Source organism: Halomonas sp. E14 (genome assembly GCF_052568415.1).
The window spans coordinates 290,697-315,856 of sequence record NZ_CP199423.1 but is presented as its reverse complement, the minus strand read 5'-3'; the positions used below and the strand labels follow the sequence as shown (position 1 = coordinate 315,856).

Annotated in this window: 20 protein-coding genes and 1 CRISPR repeat array; of the genes, 9 read left to right on the top strand and 11 right to left on the bottom strand. The window is 65.0% G+C overall.

The genetic code is table 11. From position 1 onward, the window contains the following. Positions 1 to 88: 88 nt before the first annotated feature. Positions 89 to 448 carry a DUF6746 family protein gene (locus ACT7B3_RS01420; RefSeq protein ID WP_445156622.1) on the top strand — a complete coding sequence of 120 codons (360 nt, stop codon included), beginning with the start codon at positions 89 to 91 and terminating at the stop codon, positions 446 to 448. Positions 449 to 536: 88 nt separating this feature from the next. Here the strand turns inward: ACT7B3_RS01420 and ACT7B3_RS01415 are convergent, their stop codons facing one another. Then, on the bottom strand, positions 537 to 1,127 hold the full coding sequence (locus ACT7B3_RS01415) for a DUF4202 domain-containing protein (protein WP_444678642.1): 591 nt from the start codon (positions 1,125 to 1,127) through the stop codon (positions 537 to 539). Between the two features lie 156 nt (positions 1,128 to 1,283). Here ACT7B3_RS01415 and ACT7B3_RS01410 point away from each other — a divergent pair, with 156 nt between their 5' ends. Further along, positions 1,284 to 1,682 (top strand): DUF6746 family protein, encoded by a 399-nt coding sequence (locus tag ACT7B3_RS01410; protein ID WP_444678643.1) that lies wholly within the window; start codon positions 1,284 to 1,286, stop codon positions 1,680 to 1,682. Positions 1,683 to 1,822: 140 nt separating this feature from the next. After that, positions 1,823 to 2,827: an aldo/keto reductase gene (locus tag ACT7B3_RS01405; RefSeq protein WP_445156621.1), complete on the top strand. Its 1,005-nt coding sequence runs from the start codon at positions 1,823 to 1,825 to the stop codon at positions 2,825 to 2,827. A 49-nt stretch (positions 2,828 to 2,876) separates the two neighbouring features. On the opposite strand, the gene ACT7B3_RS01400 is transcribed toward ACT7B3_RS01405, so the two are convergent. From ACT7B3_RS01400 to cas3, 9 genes are all read right to left on the bottom strand, one after another. After that, positions 2,877 to 4,097, bottom strand: a complete 1,221-nt coding sequence (locus tag ACT7B3_RS01400) for a YbfB/YjiJ family MFS transporter (protein ID WP_445156620.1) — start codon at positions 4,095 to 4,097, stop codon at positions 2,877 to 2,879. 122 nt (positions 4,098 to 4,219) lie between these two features. Then, positions 4,220 to 9,251: direct repeats of the CRISPR family, unit length 29 nt; unit sequence CGGTTCATCCCCGCGGGCGCGGGGAACAC. Positions 9,252 to 9,315: 64 nt separating this feature from the next. Continuing rightward, complete coding sequence (cas2e, locus tag ACT7B3_RS01395; RefSeq protein WP_444678646.1) at positions 9,316 to 9,615, bottom strand: type I-E CRISPR-associated endoribonuclease Cas2e; 300 nt, start codon at positions 9,613 to 9,615, stop codon at positions 9,316 to 9,318. Continuing rightward, positions 9,615 to 10,529, bottom strand: a complete 915-nt coding sequence (gene cas1e / locus ACT7B3_RS01390) for a type I-E CRISPR-associated endonuclease Cas1e (protein WP_444678647.1) — start codon at positions 10,527 to 10,529, stop codon at positions 9,615 to 9,617. Before cas1e ends, cas2e begins: the two co-directional genes overlap by 1 nt. Further along, a complete protein-coding gene (gene cas6e, locus ACT7B3_RS01385) occupies positions 10,529 to 11,146 on the bottom strand; it encodes a type I-E CRISPR-associated protein Cas6/Cse3/CasE (RefSeq protein WP_444678648.1) in 618 nt (205 codons plus the stop codon). Before cas6e ends, cas1e begins: the two co-directional genes overlap by 1 nt. Further along, a complete protein-coding gene (gene cas5e / locus ACT7B3_RS01380; protein ID WP_444679398.1) occupies positions 11,121 to 11,774 on the bottom strand; it encodes a type I-E CRISPR-associated protein Cas5/CasD in 654 nt (217 codons plus the stop codon). Before cas5e ends, cas6e begins: the two co-directional genes overlap by 26 nt. A gap of 2 nt (positions 11,775 to 11,776) precedes the next feature. Further along, complete coding sequence (cas7e, locus tag ACT7B3_RS01375; RefSeq protein ID WP_445156619.1) at positions 11,777 to 12,925, bottom strand: type I-E CRISPR-associated protein Cas7/Cse4/CasC; 1,149 nt, start codon at positions 12,923 to 12,925, stop codon at positions 11,777 to 11,779. A 10-nt stretch (positions 12,926 to 12,935) separates the two neighbouring features. Then, entirely contained in the window at positions 12,936 to 13,472 is a 537-nt protein-coding gene (casB, locus tag ACT7B3_RS01370; protein WP_444678650.1) for a type I-E CRISPR-associated protein Cse2/CasB, read from the bottom strand. Beyond that, complete coding sequence (casA, locus tag ACT7B3_RS01365; RefSeq protein ID WP_445156618.1) at positions 13,469 to 15,022, bottom strand: type I-E CRISPR-associated protein Cse1/CasA; 1,554 nt, start codon at positions 15,020 to 15,022, stop codon at positions 13,469 to 13,471. The genes casB and casA overlap by 4 nt, the downstream gene beginning before the upstream one ends. 2 nt (positions 15,023 to 15,024) lie before the next feature. Continuing rightward, positions 15,025 to 17,709, bottom strand: coding sequence for a CRISPR-associated helicase Cas3' (gene cas3, locus ACT7B3_RS01360; protein WP_445156617.1), 2,685 nt, complete (start codon positions 17,707 to 17,709; stop codon positions 15,025 to 15,027). A gap of 145 nt (positions 17,710 to 17,854) precedes the next feature. On the opposite strand from cas3, the gene ACT7B3_RS01355 reads away from it, so the two are divergent. Continuing rightward, positions 17,855 to 18,721: a WYL domain-containing protein gene (locus tag ACT7B3_RS01355; protein ID WP_445156616.1), complete on the top strand. Its 867-nt coding sequence runs from the start codon at positions 17,855 to 17,857 to the stop codon at positions 18,719 to 18,721. A gap of 25 nt (positions 18,722 to 18,746) precedes the next feature. Here the strand turns inward: ACT7B3_RS01355 and ACT7B3_RS01350 are convergent, their stop codons facing one another. Next, complete coding sequence (locus ACT7B3_RS01350) at positions 18,747 to 19,340, bottom strand: malonic semialdehyde reductase (protein WP_445156615.1); 594 nt, start codon at positions 19,338 to 19,340, stop codon at positions 18,747 to 18,749. A gap of 129 nt (positions 19,341 to 19,469) precedes the next feature. Between ACT7B3_RS01350 and ACT7B3_RS01345 the strand changes: the two genes are divergently transcribed. The 5 genes from ACT7B3_RS01345 (at position 19,470) to ACT7B3_RS01325 (ending at position 25,121) form a co-directional block, all read left to right on the top strand. Then, on the top strand, positions 19,470 to 20,138 hold the full coding sequence (locus ACT7B3_RS01345) for a hypothetical protein (RefSeq protein WP_445156614.1): 669 nt from the start codon (positions 19,470 to 19,472) through the stop codon (positions 20,136 to 20,138). Between the two features lie 341 nt (positions 20,139 to 20,479). Continuing rightward, complete coding sequence (locus tag ACT7B3_RS01340) at positions 20,480 to 21,217, top strand: metal ABC transporter ATP-binding protein (protein WP_444678656.1); 738 nt, start codon at positions 20,480 to 20,482, stop codon at positions 21,215 to 21,217. Further along, positions 21,211 to 22,101, top strand: a complete 891-nt coding sequence (locus tag ACT7B3_RS01335; RefSeq protein ID WP_445156613.1) for a metal ABC transporter permease — start codon at positions 21,211 to 21,213, stop codon at positions 22,099 to 22,101. Before ACT7B3_RS01340 ends, ACT7B3_RS01335 begins: the two co-directional genes overlap by 7 nt. Before the next feature lie 33 nt (positions 22,102 to 22,134). Continuing rightward, complete coding sequence (locus ACT7B3_RS01330) at positions 22,135 to 23,442, top strand: metal ABC transporter solute-binding protein, Zn/Mn family (protein ID WP_445156612.1); 1,308 nt, start codon at positions 22,135 to 22,137, stop codon at positions 23,440 to 23,442. 458 nt (positions 23,443 to 23,900) lie between these two features. Further along, a complete protein-coding gene (locus tag ACT7B3_RS01325) occupies positions 23,901 to 25,121 on the top strand; it encodes an ABC transporter substrate-binding protein (protein WP_444678657.1) in 1,221 nt (406 codons plus the stop codon). The last annotated feature ends 39 nt before the right edge of the window (positions 25,122 to 25,160 follow it).

Here is a 25,160-nt window from a genome sequence, read left to right as displayed (position 1 = left end):
CATTCTCGTTAACTTGCGATCTTGTCGCCGTCGTAGGCAGGTGCTATATCAACTAACGCTTATCATTCTCAAGAAAGGAGCCCGCCTAATGAAAGCCCTGCTGCCCACCCTGCTGTCTGGCCTACTGCTTGCCACCGCCCACGCCGACACCGCCCACTTCAAGGGTGAGCCTGCCGATACCCTGAGCCAGGCGGTCGCCAACTTTTCCAGCTACAACCAGCAGCTGGCACAGCTGCTGGCTCAGGACGAGCTGAGCCTGCAGGACCTTGGCACCGTCCACGAACTGACCTACACCCTGGAAAACGCGCTGGAGAAAATTCAGGAAGAAGTGGAAGCCATGGCCTTCACCTTGGAGGAAGTGCATCAGGGCTCGGAAACCGGCGACTTCGAGCGCGTGCAGACCCACGGCGCCGCCTACCTGGAAGCCGCTCAGACCCTGGTGCCCTGATTCCTCTTGCCCTTACTCTTGCCCCTATTCCATCCCTGTCCCTGCCCCCTGCGCTAGGCGAGGCAGGGTCGGACAGGCCCGCCGGGCGCTACCCTGCCAGGGCGTCTTCTACCACGGCCCGCGCTTCATCGCTCATGGGCAGCGTCAGCGCCAGCTCCCGCGCACGGGGCGACATCTTGCCCCAGGTCTTCTGCACGATGCGCACCAGGTGGTCGCGCTCCACCTGGCGGGAAAAATCGGCAAAGTAGTGTTCGAGGAACACTAGGCAAGCGCAGTCCTCCACCGCCTGGGCGCCCGGGTCGCGGCCCAGCCCCTGCTTGCGGATCATGCCGGCCACCTCGGCCGCCTCCTCGGCCGAGTAGCCGGCCTCCTGCATGACCCGCGCCGTGGTTTCGCCCGCCCGCCGGCCCTGGTCGCGCCGCCAGGTCAGGTAGCCGACGCGCCCTTCAGGATAGTCATGGCGCGGCACCTCCCAGCGCTGCAGGTGCTGTGAACGCACCGCCAGTTGCACCAGCTCGCTCGGCGCCTCTACCACCCTGGCCAGCCAGGCGCTCATGCGGCCCGCGTGCCACAACTCATGCGGCAGGCTTGCGCCTTCCACTTCGACACGCCGCGGGTCGGCGGCATGCAGGGCGTCGAGTTCGGCCATTGCGCGCTGAAAAGACGTGGAATCTGCCATGGGAAAACCCTCTGAGTCGTCATCTCGACAGGATACCGCAATCGCACCCGGCGTCGTGATGGGCTCGCTGCGATTCGTCACCATGAAAGCGCTTGTAACCGTATGAATTTCAACTAGCTTGAGAAGTACCCATGAAATGCCAAGGAGAGCCTAGCGATGAAAATGCTTCTTGCGACATGCCTTGCTGCCTTGTTAACGCTCGGTATCGCCCACGCCGAAGAGGAACCGAGGGACGACGATCGTCTCATCGAGCAGCTAGAAGAGGCAGAGGGACAATCCATCGACACGCTCAAGCAAGCGGTTGACGCCCTTGAGCTTCGCAATGACCTGCTGGATGTGCTGCTGCGCAAGCAGGAGCTGACCAATGAAGACATGGCCATTATCCAGCAGCTCACCGAAACCATCGAGAATGCCCTGGCCAAGATCGACGAAGAGCTCGACGTGATGCGCGACCACGTGCAGGAAGTCAATGCCGGCGCCGAAGGCCAGGAGCAGGAACGCGTGCGCGAGAACGGCCGCGAGTACCTCGACCGCATCAAGACGCTGATGCAGTAACCCACCGACGACTCCCCGGCCCACCCTGGGGAGTCGCCGTGTTCGCCTACCAAGTGGCATCAGCGCCAAATCTTGGCCCGGCTTGCCAGCCCCGCGACCGGCTCGGCATGATAAAGACTCCCCCCTGTGCCGGAGCCCGCATGTCGTTCTTCTTCAATCGCCTCAAAGAAGTGGCCTCGCCTACCGTTGGCCTGGGCTGCATGAACCTCTCCCACGGCTACGGCAACCCGCTGCCCGAGGCCGAAGCTCTGCGCGCGCTCGACGCCGCCTTCGACATGGGCTATCGCCATTTCGATACCGCCACCCTCTACGGTGGCACCGCCAATGAGCAAGTGGTCGGCAAGGCCCTGGCCCGCAAGCGCAACGAACTCGTGCTGGCCAGCAAGTGCGGCATGGCCATGGACCCAGAACAGGGCAAGAAGGTGATCGATGGCCGTCCCGAGACCCTGCGCCGCCAGTGCGAAGCCAGCCTGGCACGCCTGCGCACCGATCATCTCGACCTCTACTACCTGCACCGCCTGGACCGCCAAGTGCCCATCGAAGAGAGCGTCGGCGCACTAGGGCGCCTGGTCGAGGAAGGCAAGGTGCGCGCCATCGGGCTCTCGGAGATCTCTGCCGCCACCCTGCGCCGTGCCCGCAGCGAGTACCCCATTGCCGCCGTGCAGTCGGAATATTCACTGTGGACCCGTAACCCCGAGATCGCCCTGCTCGACGCCTGCCGCGAAGCCGACACCGCGCTTGTCGCATTCAGCCCGCTGGGCCGCGGCTTCCTGGCCGGTGCAGTGACCGACCCCGCAAGCCTGGTAGAGGGCGACGTGCGCCGCGGCATGCCGCGCTTCAGCCCCGAGAACCTGCCGCACAACCTGCGCCAGCTCGAAGCCCTGCAAGCCATCGCCCATGAACAGGAGCTGACCACCGGCCAGCTCGCTCTGGCCTGGCTGCTGGCCCAGGGCGACGATGTGATCCCCATTCCTGGTTCCCGCTCCGTTGCCCACATGCAAGAGAACCTGGCCGCTGCACCGCTGCGCCTGGAACCGGCGGCCCTCGCCCGGCTGAACGCCCTGCTGACGCCGGAGCAGGTGGCAGGCGCACGCTACAGCGAAGCGCTGCAGGCCGAGATCGACACAGAGGAATTTGGCAACTAAGGGCGGGTGACACAGCGAAAGTGGCGCCCGCCATCAACCCGTCCGGGCATCAACCCGTTGGCGCCACCTTCGCCTCGGCATCCAGCCGCTGGGCGGTCTGGTCCACCCGGCGCAGCCAGATCAGCAGCAGCGCTCCCAGGGCAACGAAGCCACCCGCCAGCCCCAGGCCGGTATCGTAATGACCGGTGGCTTCGGCAAGCATGCCGGTAAGCGCCGGGGCGATGATCTGGGCGGCACCATAGGCCAGCGTCATGCGCCCCATCATGCGCGCCGGGCTCTGCGGATAGAGCCGGCCGGCCATGGTCAGCACCAGGCTCACGCAGCCCAGGAAGGTACCGCCGTAGAGCACCGCGCTTGCCAGCACGCCCGCCAGGCTGTCGGTGACCGCCGGCAGCACGATTCCCACCACCTGCAGGCCCATCGCGGCGATCAACGCACCGAGGTAGCCGATCCAGCGCGCGACCAGGTCCCACAGCATCACCGCGGGCGCCGCCGCCAGCCCCACCAGGGCGAAGGTCCAGTTACCGGCACCCGCCAGCAGCGGCTCGCGCTCGACGATGGCGACGATAAAGGTGGCGCTGATCACATAGCCGTAACCGGCACAGAAATAGGCGGCCAGCATCAGCCGCATGAAGGTACGGCTGGGCGGCTCGGCTTGGCGGGCCCCACCACCGCTGCCCGCGACCGGCTCGGCAGGCCGCGGCAGCCAGCCCCAGGCGGGCACCAGCAGCAGCACGGCCAGGGCGGCAAAGCCCCACCACTGCGCCTGCCAGTCGAGCGAAGCGCGCAGCATCAGCTCCACCGCCAGGGCTGCCAGCAGCATGCCCAGGCCCACCCCGGCGAAGTGGATGCCGAGTTCGCCCCGCTGCCGATGGCTGATCAGCCAGTGGAGGATTAGCCCGGAGGCAAGCAGCATGCCGCCGCTGCTGGAGAAGCCGGCCACGAAGCGCATGGCTGCCCACAGCCAGAAACTGTCGGCCAGCGCCATGCCTGCCGTGGAGAGCAGCGCCAGCACCAGGGTGAGGCGGTACAGGGTGTCCTTCAGCCGGATACTGTGGATCGAGGCCGCGGCCAGCGCGCCGAGCATGTAGCCGGCATAGTTGAGGGCAGCCAGCCAGCCGCCCTGGGCATCGCTCAGCCAGGTTTGCTGCTGCATCAGCGGCAGCAGCGGGGTGTAGGCGAAACGCGCCACACCAATGCATAGGATCTGACTGAACACCCCGGCCAACAACACCCGGTAGCGAGGGGAAAGGTAGAACGACATGACCATGCCAGATCTCCGCCAGCAGCAGCGATACTCTCGGCTTGCACTATAACGTTTAGCGCCCTAACTTCCGACCCAGACCAAGGGGTGGGGTGGAGAAGCAAGTGGCCAGCCAAACTAAGCCTGCTCGTTTCATCCCCGCGGGCGCGGGGAACACTTGACGAAGAACAGGCGGCAGCTGTCGTCGGTCGTTTCATCCCCGAGGGCGCGGGGAACACTCCAGCGCTTCCCGCGCCAGCTCCAGGTACGCCGGTTCATCCCCGCGGGCGCGGGGAACACCGCATGTGCTCGAGCCACACGCGGGCGCCGTACGGTTCATCCCCGCGGGCGAGGGGAACACTTCTTGCGCATGGCCTCGACCAGCGGGTGCAGCGGTTCATCCCCGCGGGCGCGGGGAACACCTGGAGGCAGCCATGATCTACCTCGCCCTGGGCGGTTCATCCCCGCGGGCGCGGGGAACACAGCATGCGCTTGTAGTGCTTCCGACATAGAGACGGTTCATCCCCGCGGGCGCGGGGAACACTCACCCTCGATGAACGGGACCTGCGGCAGTTCCGGTTCATCCCCGCGGGCGCGGGGAACACTTCTTGGCCGGAAGCACACCCTCCCGGCACCACGGTTCATCCCCGCGGGCGCGGGGAACACAGCGAGAGCTGGCTGTGGCTCATGCTCATGCGCGGTTCATCTCCGCGGGCGCGGGGAACACAATCTCTACGCCTAGATGGCGTGCCACGACGCCGGTTCATCCCCGCGGGCGCGGGGAACACGCGATTCAGTACGCCGCGGGGCAGTCGGGGATCGGTTCATCCCCGCGGGCGCGGGGAACACGGTGCGGCAACTATCGCAAAATCGGTCCTCATCGGTTCATCCCCGCGGGCGCGGGGAACACGTCACGTCCTTGACCTGGCGCCGCGGGCCAGCCGGTTCATCCCCGCGGGCGCGGGGAACACTCATACGTTGTCGCCTCGGCGGCTTTCAGCTCCGGTTCATCCCCGCGGGCGCGGGGAACACGGCACGACGCGGATAGTCACGACGGACGACGCCGGTTCATCCCCGCGGGCGCGGGGAACACATCAGGCCGTCACGGTCGATGAGTTGGACGACCGGTTCATCCCCGCGGGCGCGGGGAACACCAAGAAGTGGCGGCAGACCTATTTCTCGACGCCGGTTCATCCCCGCGGGCGCGGGGAACACCAGGACATGACCGGCATCCTGGAGCTCAACGTCGGTTCATCCCCGCGGGCGCGGGGAACACCTCACCTAATGCACACATTTGCACCCATTTTCCGGTTCATCCCCGCGGGCGCGGGGAACACGCAAACGCCTGACCGGTGGAGCGACTGGCAATCGGTTCATCCCCGCGGGCGCGGGGAACACGAAGCGAACAGCAGCGGGAGCGAGTGGTTTGGCGGTTCATCCCCGCGGGCGCGGGGAACACTGGCTAATGGGGTGGCCGCAAGGGTGGACCGACGGTTCATCCCCGCGGGCGCGGGGAACACTCATACTGTCAGAAATAAAATCCCTAGATTAGCGGTTCATCCCCGCGGGCGCGGGGAACACGCCCTTGCGTCGGAAAAAGTCGGCCAGCGCGGCGGTTCATCCCCGCGGGCGCGGGGAACACCAGGATCTTGTTGCCGCTGTCCCGCGTGCCGGCGGTTCATCCCCGCGGGCGCGGGGAACACTGCTGGGCGGCGTTCGTCGCCGCGCCCCAGTGCGGTTCATCCCCGCGGGCGCGGGGAACACGCGGGCGATGGTGTCGTTGACGTCGGTCAGCACGGTTCATCCCCGCGGGCGCGGGGAACACCTGCCGAGCAGCGCCTTGGCCGCTTCGGCCACCGGTTCATCCCCGCGGGCGCGGGGAACACAAGGGCGAGGGCCAGGCCGAGGCGCTGGAGGCCGGTTCATCCCCGCGGGCGCGGGGAACACCGGAAGCGGGCGACGGCCTCGGCTTTCATCGTCGGTTCATCCCCGCGGGCGCGGGGAACACTTGGTCAGCATGCGCTCCACCAGGGCCACGGGCGGTTCATCCCCGCGGGCGCGGGGAACACTCCAGGAAGTGCCGGGCGAATCCACGTAACTGCGGTTCATCCCCGCGGGCGCGGGGAACACTGGTTGCCCGTGATGTTGATGACATGGACGTGCGGTTCATCCCCGCGGGCGCGGGGAACACGAGCGAGAATATTGCGCCCGCTCGTTGGCCAACTGGTTCATCCCCGCGGGCGCGGGGAACACGGCGAGTTGATCGGCGAAGCCACGCTCCACCGCGGTTCATCCCCGCGGGCGCGGGGAACACTACGGCTGGGACGGCGGTACCGCGGTGCTCGCCGGTTCATCCCCGCGGGCGCGGGGAACACCGATACGGTCGGCAATCACCGCCGCTCGCTGACGGTTCATCCCCGCGGGCGCGGGGAACACAGCGATACCGAGCTTGCCCAGCAGGAGCTTGGCGGTTCATCCCCGCGGGCGCGGGGAACACCTCTTGTTGAGATGCGCAGCCAGGTGAGTGGCCGGTTCATCCCCGCGGGCGCGGGGAACACGCAACCTACGGATGGACAGCCAAGCCGAGCGACGGTTCATCCCCGCGGGCGCGGGGAACACTCGGGCAAATCTAAAGATTCGGGCTTAAATTCCGGTTCATCCCCGCGGGCGCGGGGAACACGTAATCGGATTCAGGCGGCATGTTCAGGTCGCCGGTTCATCCCCGCGGGCGCGGGGAACACCGGAAGATACGGGCCGCCTCACGGGATCAGCACGGTTCATCCCCGCGGGCGCGGGGAACACTGGTTGAAGTGCTCCTGCGCGAGGATCAGCACCGGTTCATCCCCGCGGGCGCGGGGAACACATGGGCAGGGTCTGGGTAGCCAGGGGCGTGACCGGTTCATCCCCGCGGGCGCGGGGAACACTAGGGTCGGCCCCAGTCGGTGTTGATGACCGTCGGTTCATCCCCGCGGGCGCGGGGAACACGCCGCCGCCGTTGGCGGTCGCAGGGAACGCAGCGGTTCATCCCCGCGGGCGCGGGGAACACGGAAACCCTCAGCGCCCCGCGAGTTCACCATCCGGTTCATCCCCGCGGGCGCGGGGAACACGACGTAGGGGAGCGTCGAAATGAGCGGATGCCCGGTTCATCCCCGCGGGCGCGGGGAACACGCCAGCACGGCCAGGGCTGCCTCTTGCTGGCGCGGTTCATCCCCGCGGGCGCGGGGAACACTTTGCCAAGTTCGACCGAGTTAACGTTAGACACGGTTCATCCCCGCGGGCGCGGGGAACACTTGGCCAGCGCATCCATGTAGCGGTACATCACCGGTTCATCCCCGCGGGCGCGGGGAACACGCCGGGTTGTCGCCGGGGTTGAAGGCGGTGGCCGGTTCATCCCCGCGGGCGCGGGGAACACGACACCCCCGAGAACCGGGAGCGAGCCCAGGCCGGTTCATCCCCGCGGGCGCGGGGAACACGGCTTGCGCACGTTGACGCTAGCGATGGTCTGCGGTTCATCCCCGCGGGCGCGGGGAACACTGAGCATCGCCGAGTTCAGCCGCATCCATGGGCGGTTCATCCCCGCGGGCGCGGGGAACACGCGTGGTCGATGCCTGCTTCGTCGTAGAGATCCGGTTCATCCCCGCGGGCGCGGGGAACACCGGACCTGCAGGGCGGTGGCCACGACCTGGCGCGGTTCATCCCCGCGGGCGCGGGGAACACCGAGGTGCAGCAACAGGTGTACTGCCTGCTGGCGGTTCATCCCCGCGGGCGCGGGGAACACGATATGCGGCAGCAGCTGGCCCTGGGCGAGGACGGTTCATCCCCGCGGGCGCGGGGAACACAGGGCTTCCTCGTTGACGCCCTTGCTGTCGGGCGGTTCATCCCCGCGGGCGCGGGGAACACAACATCGCCAATACCGCGAATGTTCGTGTGAACGGTTCATCCCCGCGGGCGCGGGGAACACCCGGTTAAAACATTAAAGGTCGATAAAAATGTCGGTTCATCCCCGCGGGCGCGGGGAACACGTTTGGCCGGGCTCGCTCCGCTCGCGGTACCGCGGTTCATCCCCGCGGGCGCGGGGAACACATCCCTGACGCCTGCATGCCCTGGGCAAACACCGGTTCATCCCCGCGGGCGCGGGGAACACGATCGAGCTGACCAAGGACAGCCTGGGGCGCTAGGTTCATCCCCGCGGGCGCGGGGAACACGCCGAGCAGATGGATGCGCTTTCCCTGGCTGCCGGTTCATCCCCGCGGGCGCGGGGAACACTCCGGCCAAATTCCATTTGCCTCGTACTCTTTCGGTTCATCCCCGCGGGCGCGGGGAACACTGCACCGAGAGGGGGCGCAGACCGACCCACACCGGTTCATCCCCGCGGGCGCGGGGAACACATGATCAGCGCCTCGACCGACATGCTCGACTGCGGTTCATCCCCGCGGGCGCGGGGAACACAGGAGCTTCTTGGCCAGGAAGCCGTAAGACTTCGGTTCATCCCCGCGGGCGCGGGGAACACCGCTGCTGCTCGGAGCCGGTGACGTTCTGGGTCGGTTCATCCCCGCGGGCGCGGGGAACACGATCGGCATTCGCAGCATGGGCCTCGGCAAGGCGGTTCATCCCCGCGGGCGCGGGGAACACCTGGCAGCGAATTCCTCCACATACCCTCCCGACGGTTCATCCCCGCGGGCGCGGGGAACACCTGATGGCAGATGGGCGCCTTCAGTTGCAAGGCGGTTCATCCCCGCGGGCGCGGGGAACACCCTGCCATGCGTCACCAGTGGTTGACCCAAGTCGGTTCATCCCCGCGGGCGCGGGGAACACCTGGCGCTTGCGCTGCTGCAGCACTGCCGCCACGGTTCATCCCCGCGGGCGCGGGGAACACAAGAACCTTTCCGCCATGCTCGACGTCGAGCGCGGTTCATCCCCGCGGGCGCGGGGAACACAGCGGTGGACACTGTCCGAATCGGGCGAGTGCCGGTTCATCCCCGCGGGCGCGGGGAACACGCCCGCGTGCGACTCGAGGGGCAGCAGCGCGCCGGTTCATCCCCGCGGGCGCGGGGAACACGGCCGCGCGCTCGGCGGTGAGCCGGTGACTGTCGGTTCATCCCCGCGGGCGCGGGGAACACGCGGCGGTCGCGGTCAACGACGACGGCGCTGCCGGTTCATCCCCGCGGGCGCGGGGAACACACTTAACGCAACCAATTGTTCCATAAAAGGAAAATAGGCTGCCAAAATCCCACCAATTTTATTATTAAAGATCTGAGGGTGTCGATGGGTGAAAAACGACTAAGTGCAGGCCATCAAATTCGATGGGTAAGCGTCTATTTGCCCCTAGAGTCTGGAACTCGTAGCCAGACTCATGGTTGCTCGCCCAGGCCATGACCACATTACCGTCTTCATAGCCTTCGGCCAGCTGCTGCCAGATCATTTCACGCGTGCGCCTGGATACATCGCCGATATAGACGCCGGCGCGCACCTCCAGCAGCCAGATGGCCATGCGACCACGCAGCCGTGGCGGGACGTTTTCCGTGACAACGACGATGAAACTCATCACTGCGACCTGTGTCCGGCTTCACCGATGCTTTTAGCGTTGGGAATGGCAGGCGGGACAGACTCTGGTGGCGCCTCGGGTGGCGAGATACCGCCAGCCGCCAGCACCTCCTCAATAGTCGGGATGATTTTGCTTAGCAGCTTGCTGGTACGGAAGATGTCCCGGCAGGCCAGGCGTACCTCGCGCTCTGGCTGGTGTGGTGACTTGGCGGCGATACGGAAGGCGACCGGCACCACGGTGTCGAACTTGAACAGGTCGGCTACGTCGTAGACGAATGACAGCGGCTTTCCGGTATGAATAAAGCCCACTGCCGGTGCGTAACCCGCCGCCAATACGGCCGCTTCGGTGATGCCATACAGGCAACTGGTAGCCGACGACAAGCAGCGGTTGGGAATATCTGCAGCATCCCACTGTTTGCGGTCGTAATTGCGCGCCCGCCAGTCGACACCGTACTGCTTGGCCAACAGTTTGTAGGTTTCCCGCACCCGGGCGCCTTCGATGCCGCGCAGTTGCTCCACGCTACGCCGCTCCGGAGCCTTTTCCTGAAAGCGCAGCTCGTACATCTTGCGCACCACCTTCAGGCGTAAATCACTATCCAGCGCCAGCTTGGCCTGGTAGAGCAGACGATCCGCCCGAGCACCTCCGGGCTGGCCGCTGGCATACAGTCGTACGCCAGCTTCACCCACCCAGACCAGCAGGGTGCCCACCGTCGAGGCCAGATGCACGGCTGCATGCGACACCCTCGTGCCCGGTTCAAGCATGATGCAAGCTACCGAGCCAACCGGGATGTGCATGCGCACGCCGTTCTGGTCGATCACCACAAAGGCACCATCCAGCACGTCGATCTGACCGTACTGAACGAAGACCATCGACACCCGATCCTTCATCGGCAGCGGCTTGAGAGGCGGCAGCATCAGCAGCGCGCCATGCTGAGCAGCCCGCAACCAAATGCCTTAGCCGGGCCGATGCCGTTGACCAACGCCAAGCGCACGTCATCGGCCCTGGAAACCTGCAACAATCCCTCGAAACATGCTCTCTGCAGCATGATCGACGCGCGCCCCTTGCGTTGGCTGTCCAGCATGTCGCTGGCAGTGACCAAGGCGGACTTCACCTCGAAGCCATGTCGGTCACCCTGGCGCTGCAACCAGGCAAGCTGCTCGGCCTCGCCAGGTAGGCCATAGCGCTTGCCCGCCCGGGTCACCGTGGGATTGGCCAGCAGGCGGAAACGGTATTGCTGCCGTGGCTGGACCAGCTCGTCCAGATCCAGGCACTTGCTCTCACCCGGTCGCTGCAGGTAGCCCGGCAGCGCCTGCAAGGCGTCCCAATTGCCAGTTTCCTGGGACTGGACTAGCACTACCGGGCTGGTCCAGGGGTTTGCTCCTGGCTCAAGACGCCAGAGAAAACGCGCCGGCGCGTCCTGCTCGTCCACCACAAAAGCCCGCACCAGAGTACGATGCATATCGTAGGCATCGGCTAGATCGCGACGCGCCTGCGTACTGCGGGGGTCAAGCATCAATCGAGTCAGGTACATGCATCACTTCCTGTTTCACGAAACGCGGCCCGAAACGCCGTTCGGCGAAGGGGCCGACCGGCTGATCCAGTCGCACCGAGCCTTCCTGCAGATCCTCCAGCGCCAGCCGCAAGAACGCGCCAGGCACCAAGGGCACAAGTGCCGGCCAGGATTGCAAAGCCTCCAATAGCCCCACCGGCTGCAGCCCCTCCGGCAGAACCACCGGCATGCTGGGTATGAAGCTCTTGCGGCCCAGCGCCAGCGGCCAGACCGGCGCATGCAGAGCCGTCTGAATCCGCTCCAGCAAATCGGTATTGCTACCTTCCAGCCCGACCAGAAACACCGCATCGGAGAGGTAGTAGCGCGGGCTGATAACCGTACGATCCAGCTTGACCTTGCCCTCGGCGTTCATCACACCGGTAGCCGTCTGGTAATCGCGCATCGGTACGCCTTCGCGGTCGACCCGAACACCCATGCGCAGGCAAGCCAGGTCGTCCAGCGGTTCGCTGCGATCGCGCCCTAGGGCTGCACAGATCAGGCCCAGTACGCCGGACTTGGACGGTTCGAGCTGGGTGTCGCGCTCGTCGAAACGGCTGGTCGTGCCCCAGGACTGCATCGGCCCCTGCAAGCGCAGTAGCAAGGTGGCCATGCTCAAACCTCCAGTTCGGCGGCGACCTGTTCTTTCACCCAACTGGCTAGAGCACCCAGATTGGGCAGTGCCACGCCCTTGCCTTCCGGCCAGGCAGCGCTCAGGTCCAGATAGGCCCAGCGGTCGCTGGAGTCGGCATAGACACCGGCCAGTTGCGCTTCATGCCGCGCCATTTCGGCCACCGAGAGACTGCTGAGGGCCTGATCACGCCCGGGCGCCACCGGTTTTTCGAAGGCATTGGCGAGGTTGAGCGGCCCGGCATGGCGCAGGCAAACGCCGACAAACGCCGGCAGGTTGTGCGCTGCAAAGGTGTTCTGCTTGCCGGTAGGAATGGAGCGCACCTTGGCCTGGGTGAAGGCTTCAAGCGCCGCCAGCATCAGTTCACGGTCGCCTTGGAGGTTGTTCAGCAACTTGTTGGCGTCGACCACCGCGTAGCGGTAGAAGGTGGCCGAGTTGAACTCGACCTGGCCGATCATACCGGCGCCGGTTTCTTCGGGGCCGCCCTTGTCGTCCACCGCAGTGAAATAATCAAACTCGCGTTCAACCCGGTGGGTACTGATGGCATGGGCCACTTGGCAGGCGGCGTCCCGGTTCACCTCCGGCAGATCGGCGAGCATGCGGCCGAACAGCGCCACGTCCACTGCCTTGCCACCATTGAGTAGAGCCTTGGCTTTCTTCACCACCTCGGTGGGCGCGCTGGCCTTGGCCTCCTTCTTGTTTTTCTTTTCGCTGCCGACCGGTGCCGCAGCCAGCTCGTCCCAGTACTGCTCGATCAGATCGGCGAAACCGGTGATTTCGCCCTCGCCGAGGAATAGTAGATATTCGGTCTTGCCATCGTCCTTCAGCTTGAGGCCGGCAGCGGCCAGTGCCAATTCGATCTTACCCTTGGCCTCTTCCGGATCACGGCCCGCCAGCGCCAGCTTTTCCTGCAGCAGGGCCAGCAGCTTCTTGGTCCGCACGCCGCGGTACTCCGAGGGCACCAGTTCATGTTCCTGTGCCGCTAGGCGAATCGACCGCTTGAAGCACTGGCTACTCACCCGCGCCCGGCGATGGCCACCAAACAGGGCATCCTTGGGCGCGCCGGTGTCGTCGCGGTTGAGGTTGGACGGGGCGAAGTTCTGGATCAGGTGAAACTCGACGAACAGAGTCATGATATCTCTCTCAATTTTGGGTAACGGTTGGCAACTTGGAGTCGAGAGCCAAGGCGCGATAGAAGTCCCGCGCCCAGCGCTGACGGATGCGGTCGCGTACGTCCGGGGCCAGGTGCGGGTTTAGCCAGAAGCGCAGATCCTTGAGCAGTGCCGCGTAGTCAAGGCCGATATCGTCCGCCGCCAGCAGGCTGACTACTTGGCGTAGGTAATCGGCGAGGTTTTCGGCGTCAGCACCGAGCAGGGCGACGAAGCGCTTTTCGATGCTGGCGCTGTCGCGTTGGCGCATCAGTTCACCGAAGCTGGAAGCCAGGCTGGCGGATGCCGTCTGCGGGTGTTGGGCGAACAGCCCGGCGACCACGTAAAGCGCCAGGCGGGTTGAGTCTTCGGCATGGCTGTCAGGCGCAACAAAGCGCTCGACATAGGGGTAGGCCGGCGGATAGGCCCCAGGCGCGAAACTCAGGCTGCGCCGCAGCTCCGCCAATGCCGCTGCCTTGCCTTCGCGCAGACGGATCAGATGCGCAACGAAGTCCTGCGCGAAATCGCTCATGCTTGAGCCTCCTTGGATGGTTGCAGATTCGGAGTGGCCAACTGCAGCTCACGCAATAGGGCACGGAAGCGTGGCCAGGTACGCGCTTCGGCACGCAGCGCCAGGGGCGATTGCCCCAGATGGCGGTGCAGGATCTCCCAGCACGCTTCAGCTGCCTGCAGCAGGCTGGCCGACCAGTCACGACTGGCGCCATCGCCGTCGCCCACGCCGATGCGCTGCATCAATGCCGGCAGCGACCGCTCGGCGGTGGCGAAGAAGGTGGCGGCCGCAGCGCTGGCATCCAATACGGCCCGCGCCCTGGCGCGGGTGTCCTTGCTGCGCGGATCGGGCATGGTGTCGGCCAGCATGCTGGTCGCCAGAATACGAATTTGCTCGTATAGCGCTTCGGCACGGCGCACCTCGCTGCGCAGGAAACCCGCCGGCTGTGGGTCGGCCAACAAGGCCACCGGCAAGGCGATCTGCTCGCAGCGCCAGCGCAGAAGCTTGGCTTGATCGCTGGCCAGGCCGGCGATCAGCAGCGGTTGCTCGATCTGCAAGGCACCGAGATAGGGATGCAGGTTGGCCGCCCAGCCGAGCACCGACGCCGGCTGGCAAGCCTTGCCTTCGGCGTCGGGTACTAGAGCCGGCAGGTCGCGCCAGAACGCCCTCCCTTCGGTAAAGGTCACGCGCACGAGCATGTCCTTTCCCGCGCGATAGCTAGCCATCGGATCGGGGGCATTGGGATCGTCGCCCAGGGCAAGGCCGGCGGCCATCTGCACCGCCTCGACCTCTCCGCTAGCAGAAGGCAGCAACAACACGGAGCGGCTCATCCGGCTGTAACGATCGTTCGGCCCGCTTGCCAACGTAGGCGCAGCCTGCAGCTGGGCAATGGTAGCCGGCGCGCGTTCCCAACTGGGGAGGTCGTCCGCGGCTGCCGCGGTGCTAGGGTGCAAAGCCAGACACAGGGTTTCCCGCAATGAGCTGCCGAGCGGGAGCACGGCAGCAGTGTTTACCAAGGGGCCTGCCTTGTCGGAGCTTTTCAACTTCTTTCCCGGAAAGAAGCCGCCCGGTACGAATTGGAAAAATCCCAGTAGATCGCGCAACACCACAGCCGGTTGACGCGGACTTTTGGCAAAGACGCCGTGATCGAACATGGCGTTGCCATAGAGTTGGTCGATCGTCACGGTAGAACAGTCGAATCTCAACTCGGCCGTTTCGGCTGCCGTCGCCAGCGCCGCCACCTGCATGAACGGCTGCTCGGCGTGGAACAGCCAAAAACGCTCGCGCCAGTGCTGCAGATAATCCCGCAACGCATCCTGCGGCAGGCCCTCGCGATACCAGCGGGCGCGGTCCTTGTCCTTCCAGGAGCCGTGCGCCCAGCTCAGCGCCCGATGGGTAATGGCCAGCAGCAGGCGGTATTCGGCGATCAGGCTCGGCGGTGCGGTTTCCGCCAGGGCGCCGATTTCCCCGGAGCGCTCGAACAGCTCGAGCAGGCCGACATCGCGTACCCGGCCATCAACAAATTGCACCGGCAGCCAGGGTTCATCGAGCAAATTGAAACGTGGTGTCATTCCTAGTCCTCGGGAAGGGTGGCAAGCTCGGCAGATTCGTAGACCAGACCTTGGCGCTCATCCAGGCGCAGCGACAGCTTGCCGACGATGCAGCTGTCGCCTTGCAGCTCCAGCGGCTTGAGATGGCGCAGCAGGGGGTGCTCGGCAAAGGCCGGTGGCGCCCCGACTGCGGCAAAGTGGGCCACCACCGCCTTGCGGCTGAGCTTGAGCTGGCGGCCGTAGAGTTGTCTGGCCAGGGCATCCGGCAACGACTGCTGCGGGTCGAAAGCTTCTCCGCCGGGCTGCACGCTCCAGCCGCCGGCCACCCAGTAGACGGGCACCAAAGTAACCGCGTCATCGCCCAGGCGGGTGCGGTTGGTCAGCCCCAGGCCCTCGCCCTCCTCGTTGCCACGCGGCTTCTGCAGGTAGGCGTACTGCGGCTCATCTTCGGGAGTTAGGGCGATGTTCAGCGATTGCTGACGTTCGGTGTTCAGACGAGCACGGTGCATGCCGTAGGCCTCGCCCTCGATGTAAGCCAGGGCTTCGGCCTGCAAATCCTCGGGCAGGGGCGCATCGCCGTACACCGCCTGCACCAGGCGATCGATGTCATGAGGCAACTGCAGGGTCTGCTCGCGGGACAGTAGCGCCCAGGTTCGGCCGAGGATGTAGGGCTCGTAGACGAACTCCCAGGCGGTATCCTTCAACTCGGGCAGCTCCTGCGGATGCAGGCCGGCAACGAATAGCCGGGCCTCGGCATGAACCTCGGGGCGGACCCGACGATGGCGGTGCAAACGGCCAGCACGTTGCAGGACCAGATCGACCGGCGCCAGGTCGGTGATCAGGAAGTCGAAGTCGATATCCAGGGACTGCTCAGCCACCTGAGTGGCGATCAGCAGCGCCCGACCAGGACGCAGGCTCTCTGTGCCAGTATTGCCGAACACCTCAAGCACTTGCCGCTCCCGCTCACCGCGCTCGTCGGCAGGGAAGCGGGCATGGAAGAGGATCAGCTGCACACCCTCGTCCTGCAGCGACTCCAGTTTGCGATAGAGTTCCTGGGCACGGTTCACCGTGTTGACGATCAGCGCACCGTAGCCGCCGGCGTCGAGCTGCTGGCGAGCGCAGGTGGCCAGATCGGCGATATCTTCGCCTATGGCTCGCAGGCTGATCGGCGGCAGAGCACGGGAGTCGAAGGTTGCGCCGCGCAATCCTCGACTGTCCGCCAGCAGCAGGCGCGGATAAGGCAGCTCGGGCACTTCGCCCACGGGAACGCCCCAGGCTTGCAATAGCGCGTTGCGGCGCTGCTCCGGAAGGGTCGCGCTCATCAGCACCACCGACGAACCCAGCGCCTTGAGCCAGCGCAGCAGGGACTCGATCAGGCCACTGGTATAGGTGTCGTAGGCATGCACCTCGTCCAACACCACCACCCGATTGGCCAGCCCCCACAGGCGGACGAAGTGGTGCTTGACGTTCAGGGTGGCGAACAACGCCTGATCGACGGTGCCGACGCCGTAGGGCGACAGCAGCGGCCGACGACGCTGGGAAAACCATGCTGCCGAACCGACGCTGTCGTCTTTCTGGTCATGGATGCCGCGCAGGCGCTGCACCCGCTCGTCCAGCATGGCGCCGCCGTGCACCAGTTGGATATCCAGCCGGCGCTGGTCGCCGAAGGCGTTGAGGAAGGTCAGCGCCCGGTCGAACAGGGCATTGCCGGTCGCCTGGGTCGGCAGCGCGACATACAGTCCGCGATGCTGGTTGGCCGCCTGCAGACGCAGATGGGCCAGAAATGCCAGCTCGGTCTTGCCCTCGCCCATCGGCGCCTCGACCAGCAGCAAGGTCGGCCCCTGCGCCTCCACCAGCAGCCGATCGCCCTCGGCCTGCAACGGCCGGGCAGCGAGTCCCGGGCGATTGACAATGCGACAGATCAGTGCATCGGTGGACGACTCCTCCGGCAACAGGGCGTGATAGTCGCTCCAGCCGATCTCCTGCAATGCCTGGGTGGCCAGCCGCCTGGCCTGGCCGAAGTGTTCGGCCAGCGAGTCGGCGCGCTCACCCAAGGGGAACCAGTCGGGATTGGAACCGATCCAGTCGGCCACGCTGGTCAGCCCGGCCAGCCACTCCACCGCAGCCAGCGGCAACTCATCGGCGTTGGACACCCCTGCCGGCGCCAGCATTTGCCAGTAACTATCGAACAGTGCCTTGCGGGCCTGCGACCACTCAGCCCCCTCGAAGGGTGGAATGGCAGCGTTGATTTCTTGACGGTGGAAATTGTAGCCATGGTGGGCGCTGATCGCCTGAAGCACACCCAGAACCCAGCTCGGCTCGGCACCGACTACAGAAAGATGGTTCCAGAGCAGGGCAGCGCTGGCACAGGCATGGTCACTCACTCTCAACGAAGCCGGGCCAAAACTCAGGCCGGCCCCCTCATCTTCCTGCTGCCCCTGCAGCCACTTGGCCTGAAAACCGGGAATTGCCTTGCCGAAATCGTGCAACCCTGCCAAGGCGGCCACGAAGCGAATGAAGGTTGTCTCGGACAATCCGAACAAATTGGCGTAATACTCGATGGTGCTCGGTGGCTCATGTTCCAGGAGGGCCTCCGCTACGGCGGCAACATCCAGCATATGTGCTAGCAGCCCATGGCCGACGGGGTCACCGCTCTTGGCCCAAATCACTCGAGCGTGAAGGGGAAGCTCTGAAAAGGCCTGGGCCATGAAAAATCCCTTACGGTTGTTATTTTCCTCCCGTCAATGTAATCATTTGTTATGGCGCGTGACTATTGATGTATATCAAACCAGCGTACTAGTCAGCCCGGATAGACCAGCATCCGCCTGAGTACACGGAGCTTATGGAGGCAGCATGGATACGACTTCACTGCCTTGGGATATGCAAGCCCGCTATCGGTTAATCGAAGTGCTGGCACTTTGGGAAGGAAAAGTCGCAGCTTCTCAGGTGGGGACAGTGTTTGGCATCGGTAGGCAGCAATCCCAAAAAATTCTTAGGCAATACAGAGATCTAGCTCCGAAAAACCTCGTCTACGACGTATCAAAAAAAGGGTTCATACCGACGGAAGACTTCATCCCACTTTTCACTTTGGGCCGGGTTGAAGAATACCTACATCTTCAAGGAACAAACCAGGAACTGGAGTCGCCATTCGCCGGGCTGAGTCTGGGAGCAGCGAATACCGAATCTCTACCTATGCCCAATCGGGAGGTTGCCCCTAAAGTAGTAAGAGAAATTGTCAAAGCTGCACGCCAAGGAACGAGACTTGAGGTGAACTATGCCTCGTTTTCGAACCCGAAGGGAGAAGACCGTGTACTTGTGCCGCATACCCTTGTGTTTGCTGCCGGGCGCTGGCATGTCCGAGCGTTTTGTGAAAAACATCAGCAGTACCGGGACTTCGTTCTGAGTCGATTTCGTGCTGCGCCGGAGCCCTGCGGCAGCATGCTAGGAAAGCACGATGGCCAATATGATGCCGACTGGCATACACATGTGGAGGTTCGACTGATTCCTGACCGTCGCCTGCCTGAAGTCGAGCGTTCACTGATTGGCCACGACTACGGAATGAAAAACGGAGAATTGGTACTGACTTGCCGCGGCCCGCTCGTGCTGTATGCCTTAAGGGAGCTGGGGCTGAATCCTCAGCACAGCGAGGTCAATCCGCGGGCACAGCAAGTTGAAATTGCCAACCGTGAGGAGCTGACCCGCTGGATACGCTGGGATTGAGCGTTTTACGCCGGCAGCAAGGCCCTCAAATCACCTCCGCCACTTCGTCAAACGCCAGCCTTTCCCCTCTGGGGCGTTCACTACTAGGGTCGCCCACGCCCAGGTTCACCAGAAAGTTGCTCTTGTAACGGCCGTCGGGGAAGAACTCGTCATCCACCATGGCGTTGTCGAAGCCGCTCATGGGGCCTACGTCGAGCCCCAGCATGCGCGCAGCCACGATCAGGTAGGCGCCCTGCAGGGTGGCGTTGCGCCAGGCGGTGTCACTGGCCTTGTCGGGATTCTCGGCAAAGCGCTCACGGGCGTTGGGCGAACTGGGAAACAGCCTAGGCATGTGTTCGTAGAAGCGGCTATCCACGGCCACGATGACGATGGCACCTGCCTGGTGGGCCTTGTCGCGGTTGCCTGCGGAAAGCGCCGGCAGCAGGCGCGACTTACCCTCCTCGCTCACCACGAAGACGTAGCGCGCCGGCTGGCTGTTCATGGAAGTGGGGCCCCATTTCAGCAAGTCATAGAGCCGGCGCAGGATGGCCTCATCGAGGGGCTGCGCGTGAAAGCCATAGTGGGTACGCGCTTCGCGGAACACGGTATCCAGCGCGGTGTCGTCGAGGGGCGAACGCATGGGGAGCTCCAGGGCAGGCGATGTATGCACTTTACGCGCTCGTTATCGGCCGGTCACCGTCGGTGCTACTCTCCTTGACGAGCCCTTTGGTGCTGTGCCCCTGCCCTCCCCCCTGCCTTGGAGATCGCCATGTCGAGGATTCGTCCGGTTGCCATTCTTGCCGCACTGTTGCTGGGCCTTGCCCTGGCCGTTCCGGCGCTGGCCCAGCCCCCCTCTGCGGAGTACCAGGCCTATGAAGACGCGCTGGCCCGTGGCGAGCGCCATGCCAACGCATGGCAGTACGGCTGGGCAGGGGTGTATGCCACGACGCTGGCCGTGAACGTCTACCAGGCCAGTGAGTCGGATAACCGTGACACCCGCTACGATGCCCGGGTAGGCGCAGTGAAGTCGGCGCTGGCCCTGGCCGGAACGCTGATGGACCGCCAGCCGCACCCGGCGGCCTACCGCGAGCTGCGCACGGGTGATGGCAATATCGAAAGCGCCCGCCGGCTGCTACATGCGGTGGCCGAGGAAGAGCGCCAGCGCCGCAGCCTGCAGGCGCGGCTAGGGTCGCTGGCAGTGAACACCGCCTCGGGCTTGCTGATCGGCGTAGGCGACGGCCGCGGCCGCGACGGGGCGATCCATTTCGCCACGGGCATGCTGGTCAGCGAGCTGCAGCTGCAGACCCAGCCGCGCCAAGCCACGGTGGCGATCAACCGCTTCCAGCCGGCCCGGCTCTCGCTGGGGGATGTACATCTGGAAGGCGAGTACGCGCTGCTGGTAGCGCCCAATCAGCTGGGGGTGGCGCTGCGGTATTGAGTTGGCCACGCGCCATCCCGGCGCAGGGGCGGCAGGGTGGTAAATTGCCAAAGGCGGTTTCCTTTTGCGCTGTAATCCGCATACTGTGCCGCCCGAGGAATGCCGTAAGGGAGTTCTTGCAGGCCGTGAGACTCCCATTCATTCGGTCAATTTGTTATGTTATATCTTAATTGGTTTTGCGAGGGCCAACCGATGGCACACCGCACGCACCGGCATCGGCCCGAGGGGCCCTGCCACTTTTCCTTGATGTCGCTTTCCGCCAAGCGCCGCTTGCTGCTCGCGGCCATACCGCTGGGCATGCTCTGGCTAGCCGTTTCCTGGGCGGCAGGATGGTGGGGCTGATGCCGATACCCATCGTTTCCCGCCTGGTGCTCGAAGATCTGCAGCTCGCCCAGGCCAACCGCACCGTGCTCGAACATGTTAGCGGGCGTTTCCGCGATGGCGCCATCACCGCCCTGGTGGGCGCCAACGGCGCCGGCAAGAGCACCTTGATCCAGGGCATTATGGGCATGCTGCGCCCGGTGGCGGGTCGGGTGCTTTGCTCGGTGCCCAAGGAGCGCCGCGCCTGGCTGCCGCAGCAGCTGGCACTTGACCTCACCTTCCCCATGAGCGTGGAAGAGCTGGTGATGACCGGCAGCTGGCCGAGCCACGGCGCGCTGAAGGGCTACTGTGCCCGCCACTATCGGCGCGGGCGCGAAGTGATGGCACGGCTGGGCATTTCGCACCTGGCACACCGCCCGCTGGGCGAGCTCTCCGGCGGCCAGCGCCAGCGTGCGCTGATCGGCCGCACCCTGATGCAGGAAGCGGAACTGCTGCTGCTCGATGAGCCGTTCGCCAACGTGGATATCGAAACCGTCGAGGTGCTGATGAACGTGCTGCGTGAAATGGCTGCTGCCGGTACCACCATCATCGTGGTGCTGCACGATATGGAGCAGCTTGCACGCCTGGCCGAAGAGGTGGTGGTGTTGAGCCACGGCCACGCGCAATGGACCACGGCTCAGGCGGTGCTGCACAGCCGGCCGACTGCCGCGGAATCGGCGCGCCTTGCCCTGGGCTTGCCGGGGGTGGGGGCATGCTAGATCTGCTGCATGAATGGCTGATCGCGCCCTTCGACTACGGTTTCATGCGCCGCGCGGCGGTGGCCGGCCTGGCCCTGTCGCTGGCGGCACCGCCAATGGGCGTGTTCCTGATGCTGCGTGGCATGAGCCTGATCGGCGACGCCATGGCCCACGCCATCCTGCCCGGCGTGGCGCTGGGCTTCCTGCTGGCCGGCTTCTCGCTGCCGGCCATGAGCCTGGGCGGCGTGCTATCAGGGCTGCTGGTAGCGATGCTGGCGGGCAGTGTGTCGCAGATGACCGGCCACCGCGAAGACTCGGCCATGGCCAGCTTCTTCCTGATCTCGCTGGCGGCCGGGGTCATGCTGGTCTCGCTGGGCGGCAGCAGCGTCGACCTCACCCATGTACTGTTCGGCTCGATCCTGGCGGTGAACACCACCGCGCTGCTGCTGATCGCCGCCATCAGCAGCGTGATCGTGATCACCCTGGCGCTGATCTTCCGCGCCCTGGTGGTGGAGTGCCTCGACCCGCTGTTCCTGCGCGGCCAGGGCATGCAGGGCGGGCTGGTACACGGCATCTTTCTCGGCCTGGTGGTGCTCAACCTCACCGCCGGTTTTCAGACCCTGGGCACGCTGATGGCGGTGGGCCTGATGATGCTACCGGCCACCACCGCACGGTTCTGGAGCAAGCGCCTGGAAGGCCTGATCGGCATTGCCGTGGTGCTGGGCATGTTGGCCAGCCTGGGAGGCCTGCTGCTGTCGTATCACCTCAGTATCCCCTCCGGCCCGGCCATCATCCTGTTGGCGGGGGTGGGCTACATGCTGTCGGCGCTGTTCGGCCGCCACCACAGCCTGATGGCGAGGCTGCAACGGCGCGCCGTGCCGCTCGGAGCGCCCGAGCCCCATTGAGCAAACGGAAAACCACCCAATCAAGGAGCCCCCATGCGACACCTGACCCCCGCACTGATCATCGGCACTTCCGCCATGCTGGCCCTGCCCGCCGCCATTGCTGCCGAACGCATCCAGGTCGTCACCAGCTTCAGCATCCTGGCCGACATGGTGCAGAACGTCGGCGGCGAGCATGTCGAGGTCACCTCGCTGGTCGGCCCCGACAGCGATGCCCATGTGTTCTCGCCCACCCCCCGCGACGCACGTGCCCTGGCCGACGCCGACCTGGTGGTGTTCAACGGCCTGCTGTTCGAAGGCTGGATGGAGCGGCTGATCGACTCCAGTGACTATCGCGGCCCCTTGGTGACCACCACCGACGGCATCGACCGGTTGGACTACCACGGCCATGACCATGGCCACGCGCACGGCCACGATGACCATGATCACGGCCATGACCATGACGACCATGATCATGACGACCACGACCACGGCCACGGCCACGACCACGACCACGACGACCACGATCACGATCACGATCACGATCACGATCACGATCACGATCACGATCACGATCACGATCACGATCACGATCATGGCCATGACGACCACGGCCATGACCACAACGATCACGATCATGGCCATGACGACCACGACCATGACCACAACGATCACGATCATGGCCATGACGACCACGACGACTACGGCCATGACGACCACGACCACGATCATGGCGACTACGATCCCCATGCCTGGCAGGACCTGGCCATGGGCAAGGTCTACGTCGGTAATATCCTGGAAGGACTGATCGAAGCGGATCCGGACAACGAAGCCGCCTATCGCGAGAATGCCGAGCGCTACATCAATGAGCTGGAAGCCACCGACCGCGAGATCCGCGAGCTGCTGGGCGAAATTCCCGCCTCCACCAGCGTGATCACCGGGCACGACTCCTTCGGCTACTTCGCCAACGCCTACGGCCTGCGCTTCCTCTCGCCGGTCGGCCTCTCCACCGAGGCCGACCCCAGCGCCGCCGACATGGCACGCCTGATCGACGTGATTCGCGAGCAGAACGTGCGCGCCCTGTTCCACGAGAACATGACCAGCCCGGCGGTGATCAACCAGCTCGCCGAGGAAACCGGCCTGCCCATTGCCGGCACGCTCTACGCCGATGCGCTGTCCGCGGAAGGCGAAGCCAGCACCTACCTTGGCATGATGCGCCACAACGCCCAGGTGCTGCACGATGCGCTGGCCGAGCCGGGTCATGACGACCATGACCATGACGACCATGGGCATGACGACCATGGGCATGACGACCACGGGCATGACGACCATAGCCATGACCATGGCCACGGGCATCGCCATTGAGGCGAGACCATGCCGGCTGGAAAGGGGCGCCCTGGCGCCCCTTTTTGCTGCGCGCAACTTCGCCGCCACCACCAGGCGACACCACGAAACGTGGCACGATTTGCCCACCCCCTTCCTTACCGCCGTTGAGCCCACTGCCCAATTGATTCGTATACCGCTGATTTTTCACCAATAAATCAAAGGCGAACGCTATCGCCTTGTAGGTCGGCGTATTGGACGAAAGTCTAGGCGGAGAAATTCAGCATCGGGATGGCACGAATTGCAAAAAGAGTGGCGCGATGCGTAAACCTGCCAGGCCGCTTTCCTCCTACCATGAACGAGCACTCCAAGGGCAGCCGAGCGAAGTTCTTCGGCGCCCACAGCGTATGCACAGCGGTTCTCCGGCTTGTTCACAGGCTTATCCACAGCCGCTGAACAGGGGTCGCCGCTACATCACAACAACAAGCCAAGGCCATACGATGACAATGACACGCCGCTTTACCCTAGGTGCGCTCGCCGCCTCCATCATGCTTACCGGCCAGGCCGTGCAGGCCGAGATTACCGACAACGAGATCCGCATCGGCTACCTGGCCGACATGTCGGGCCCCTATCGCGACCCCATCGGCCCCATGGGACTGGATGCCATCCAGATGGCCATCGACGACATGGGCGGCCGCGCGGCGGGGGCCAATGTCGTGGTATTCAGCGCCGACGACCGCAACAGCCCCGACGTAGGCTCGAGCATCGTTCGCGGCTGGATCGACGAGCGCAATATCGACATGGTCACCGGCCTGGTGGCCTCTTCCGTGACGCTGGCGGCCGTGCGGCTGCTGGAAGAGGAGAACCGCCTGGGGCTGGTCAACGGCGCCGTCTCCTCGGGCGTGACCAACGAGAGCTGTTCGCCCAACCATATCCACTGGGTCTACGACACCTGGGCCATGTCCAACGGCACCGCCAAGGCGATCACCCAGGAGGGCCACAAGAACTGGTACCTGCTGAGCGCCGACTACTCCTTCGGCCACGCTCTGGAGAGCGACGTCGAGCGCGTGGTGGTCGAGAACGGCGGCACCATTGTGGGCAAGGCGCGCCATCCCTTCCCCAGCAACGACTTCTCGTCGTTCCTGCTGCAGGCGCAGGCATCGGGCGCCGACGTGATCGCCCTTAACAACGCCGGCTCCGACACCATCAACGCCATCACCACGGCGGGCGAATTCGGCATCACCCAGGCGGGCCAGGTGCTGGCCGGCATGGTGCTGTTCAGCACCGACGTGCGCAGCATCGGCCTGGAGGCGGCCCAGGGGCTGCAGTTCACCAAAGCCTGGTATTACGACCTCAACGACGAGACACGCGCCTGGGCCGAGCGCTTCCGCGAGCGTACCGGCAGCATGCCGACCATGGTCCATGCCGGGCTCTACTCCAGCACCCTGCACTACCTGCAAGCCGTTGATGCCATCGGCACCGACGAAGCCCAGGCCGTGCGCCGGCAGATGGCCGAGACGCCGATCAACGATATCTTCGCCACCAACGGCTACATCCGCGAGGACGGGCGTATGGTGCATGACATGTACCTGGTCGAGGTGAAGAGCCCGGAAGAGTCCGAAAACGCGAACGACCTGTTCCGCGTGGTGCGCACCATTCCCGCCGAAGAGGCCTTCCGCCCGCTGTCGGAGAGCCAGTGCCACTTGGTCAACGGCGCCTGATCGCTCACGCCGCCCTTTCGCAGCCCATACAATGACAAG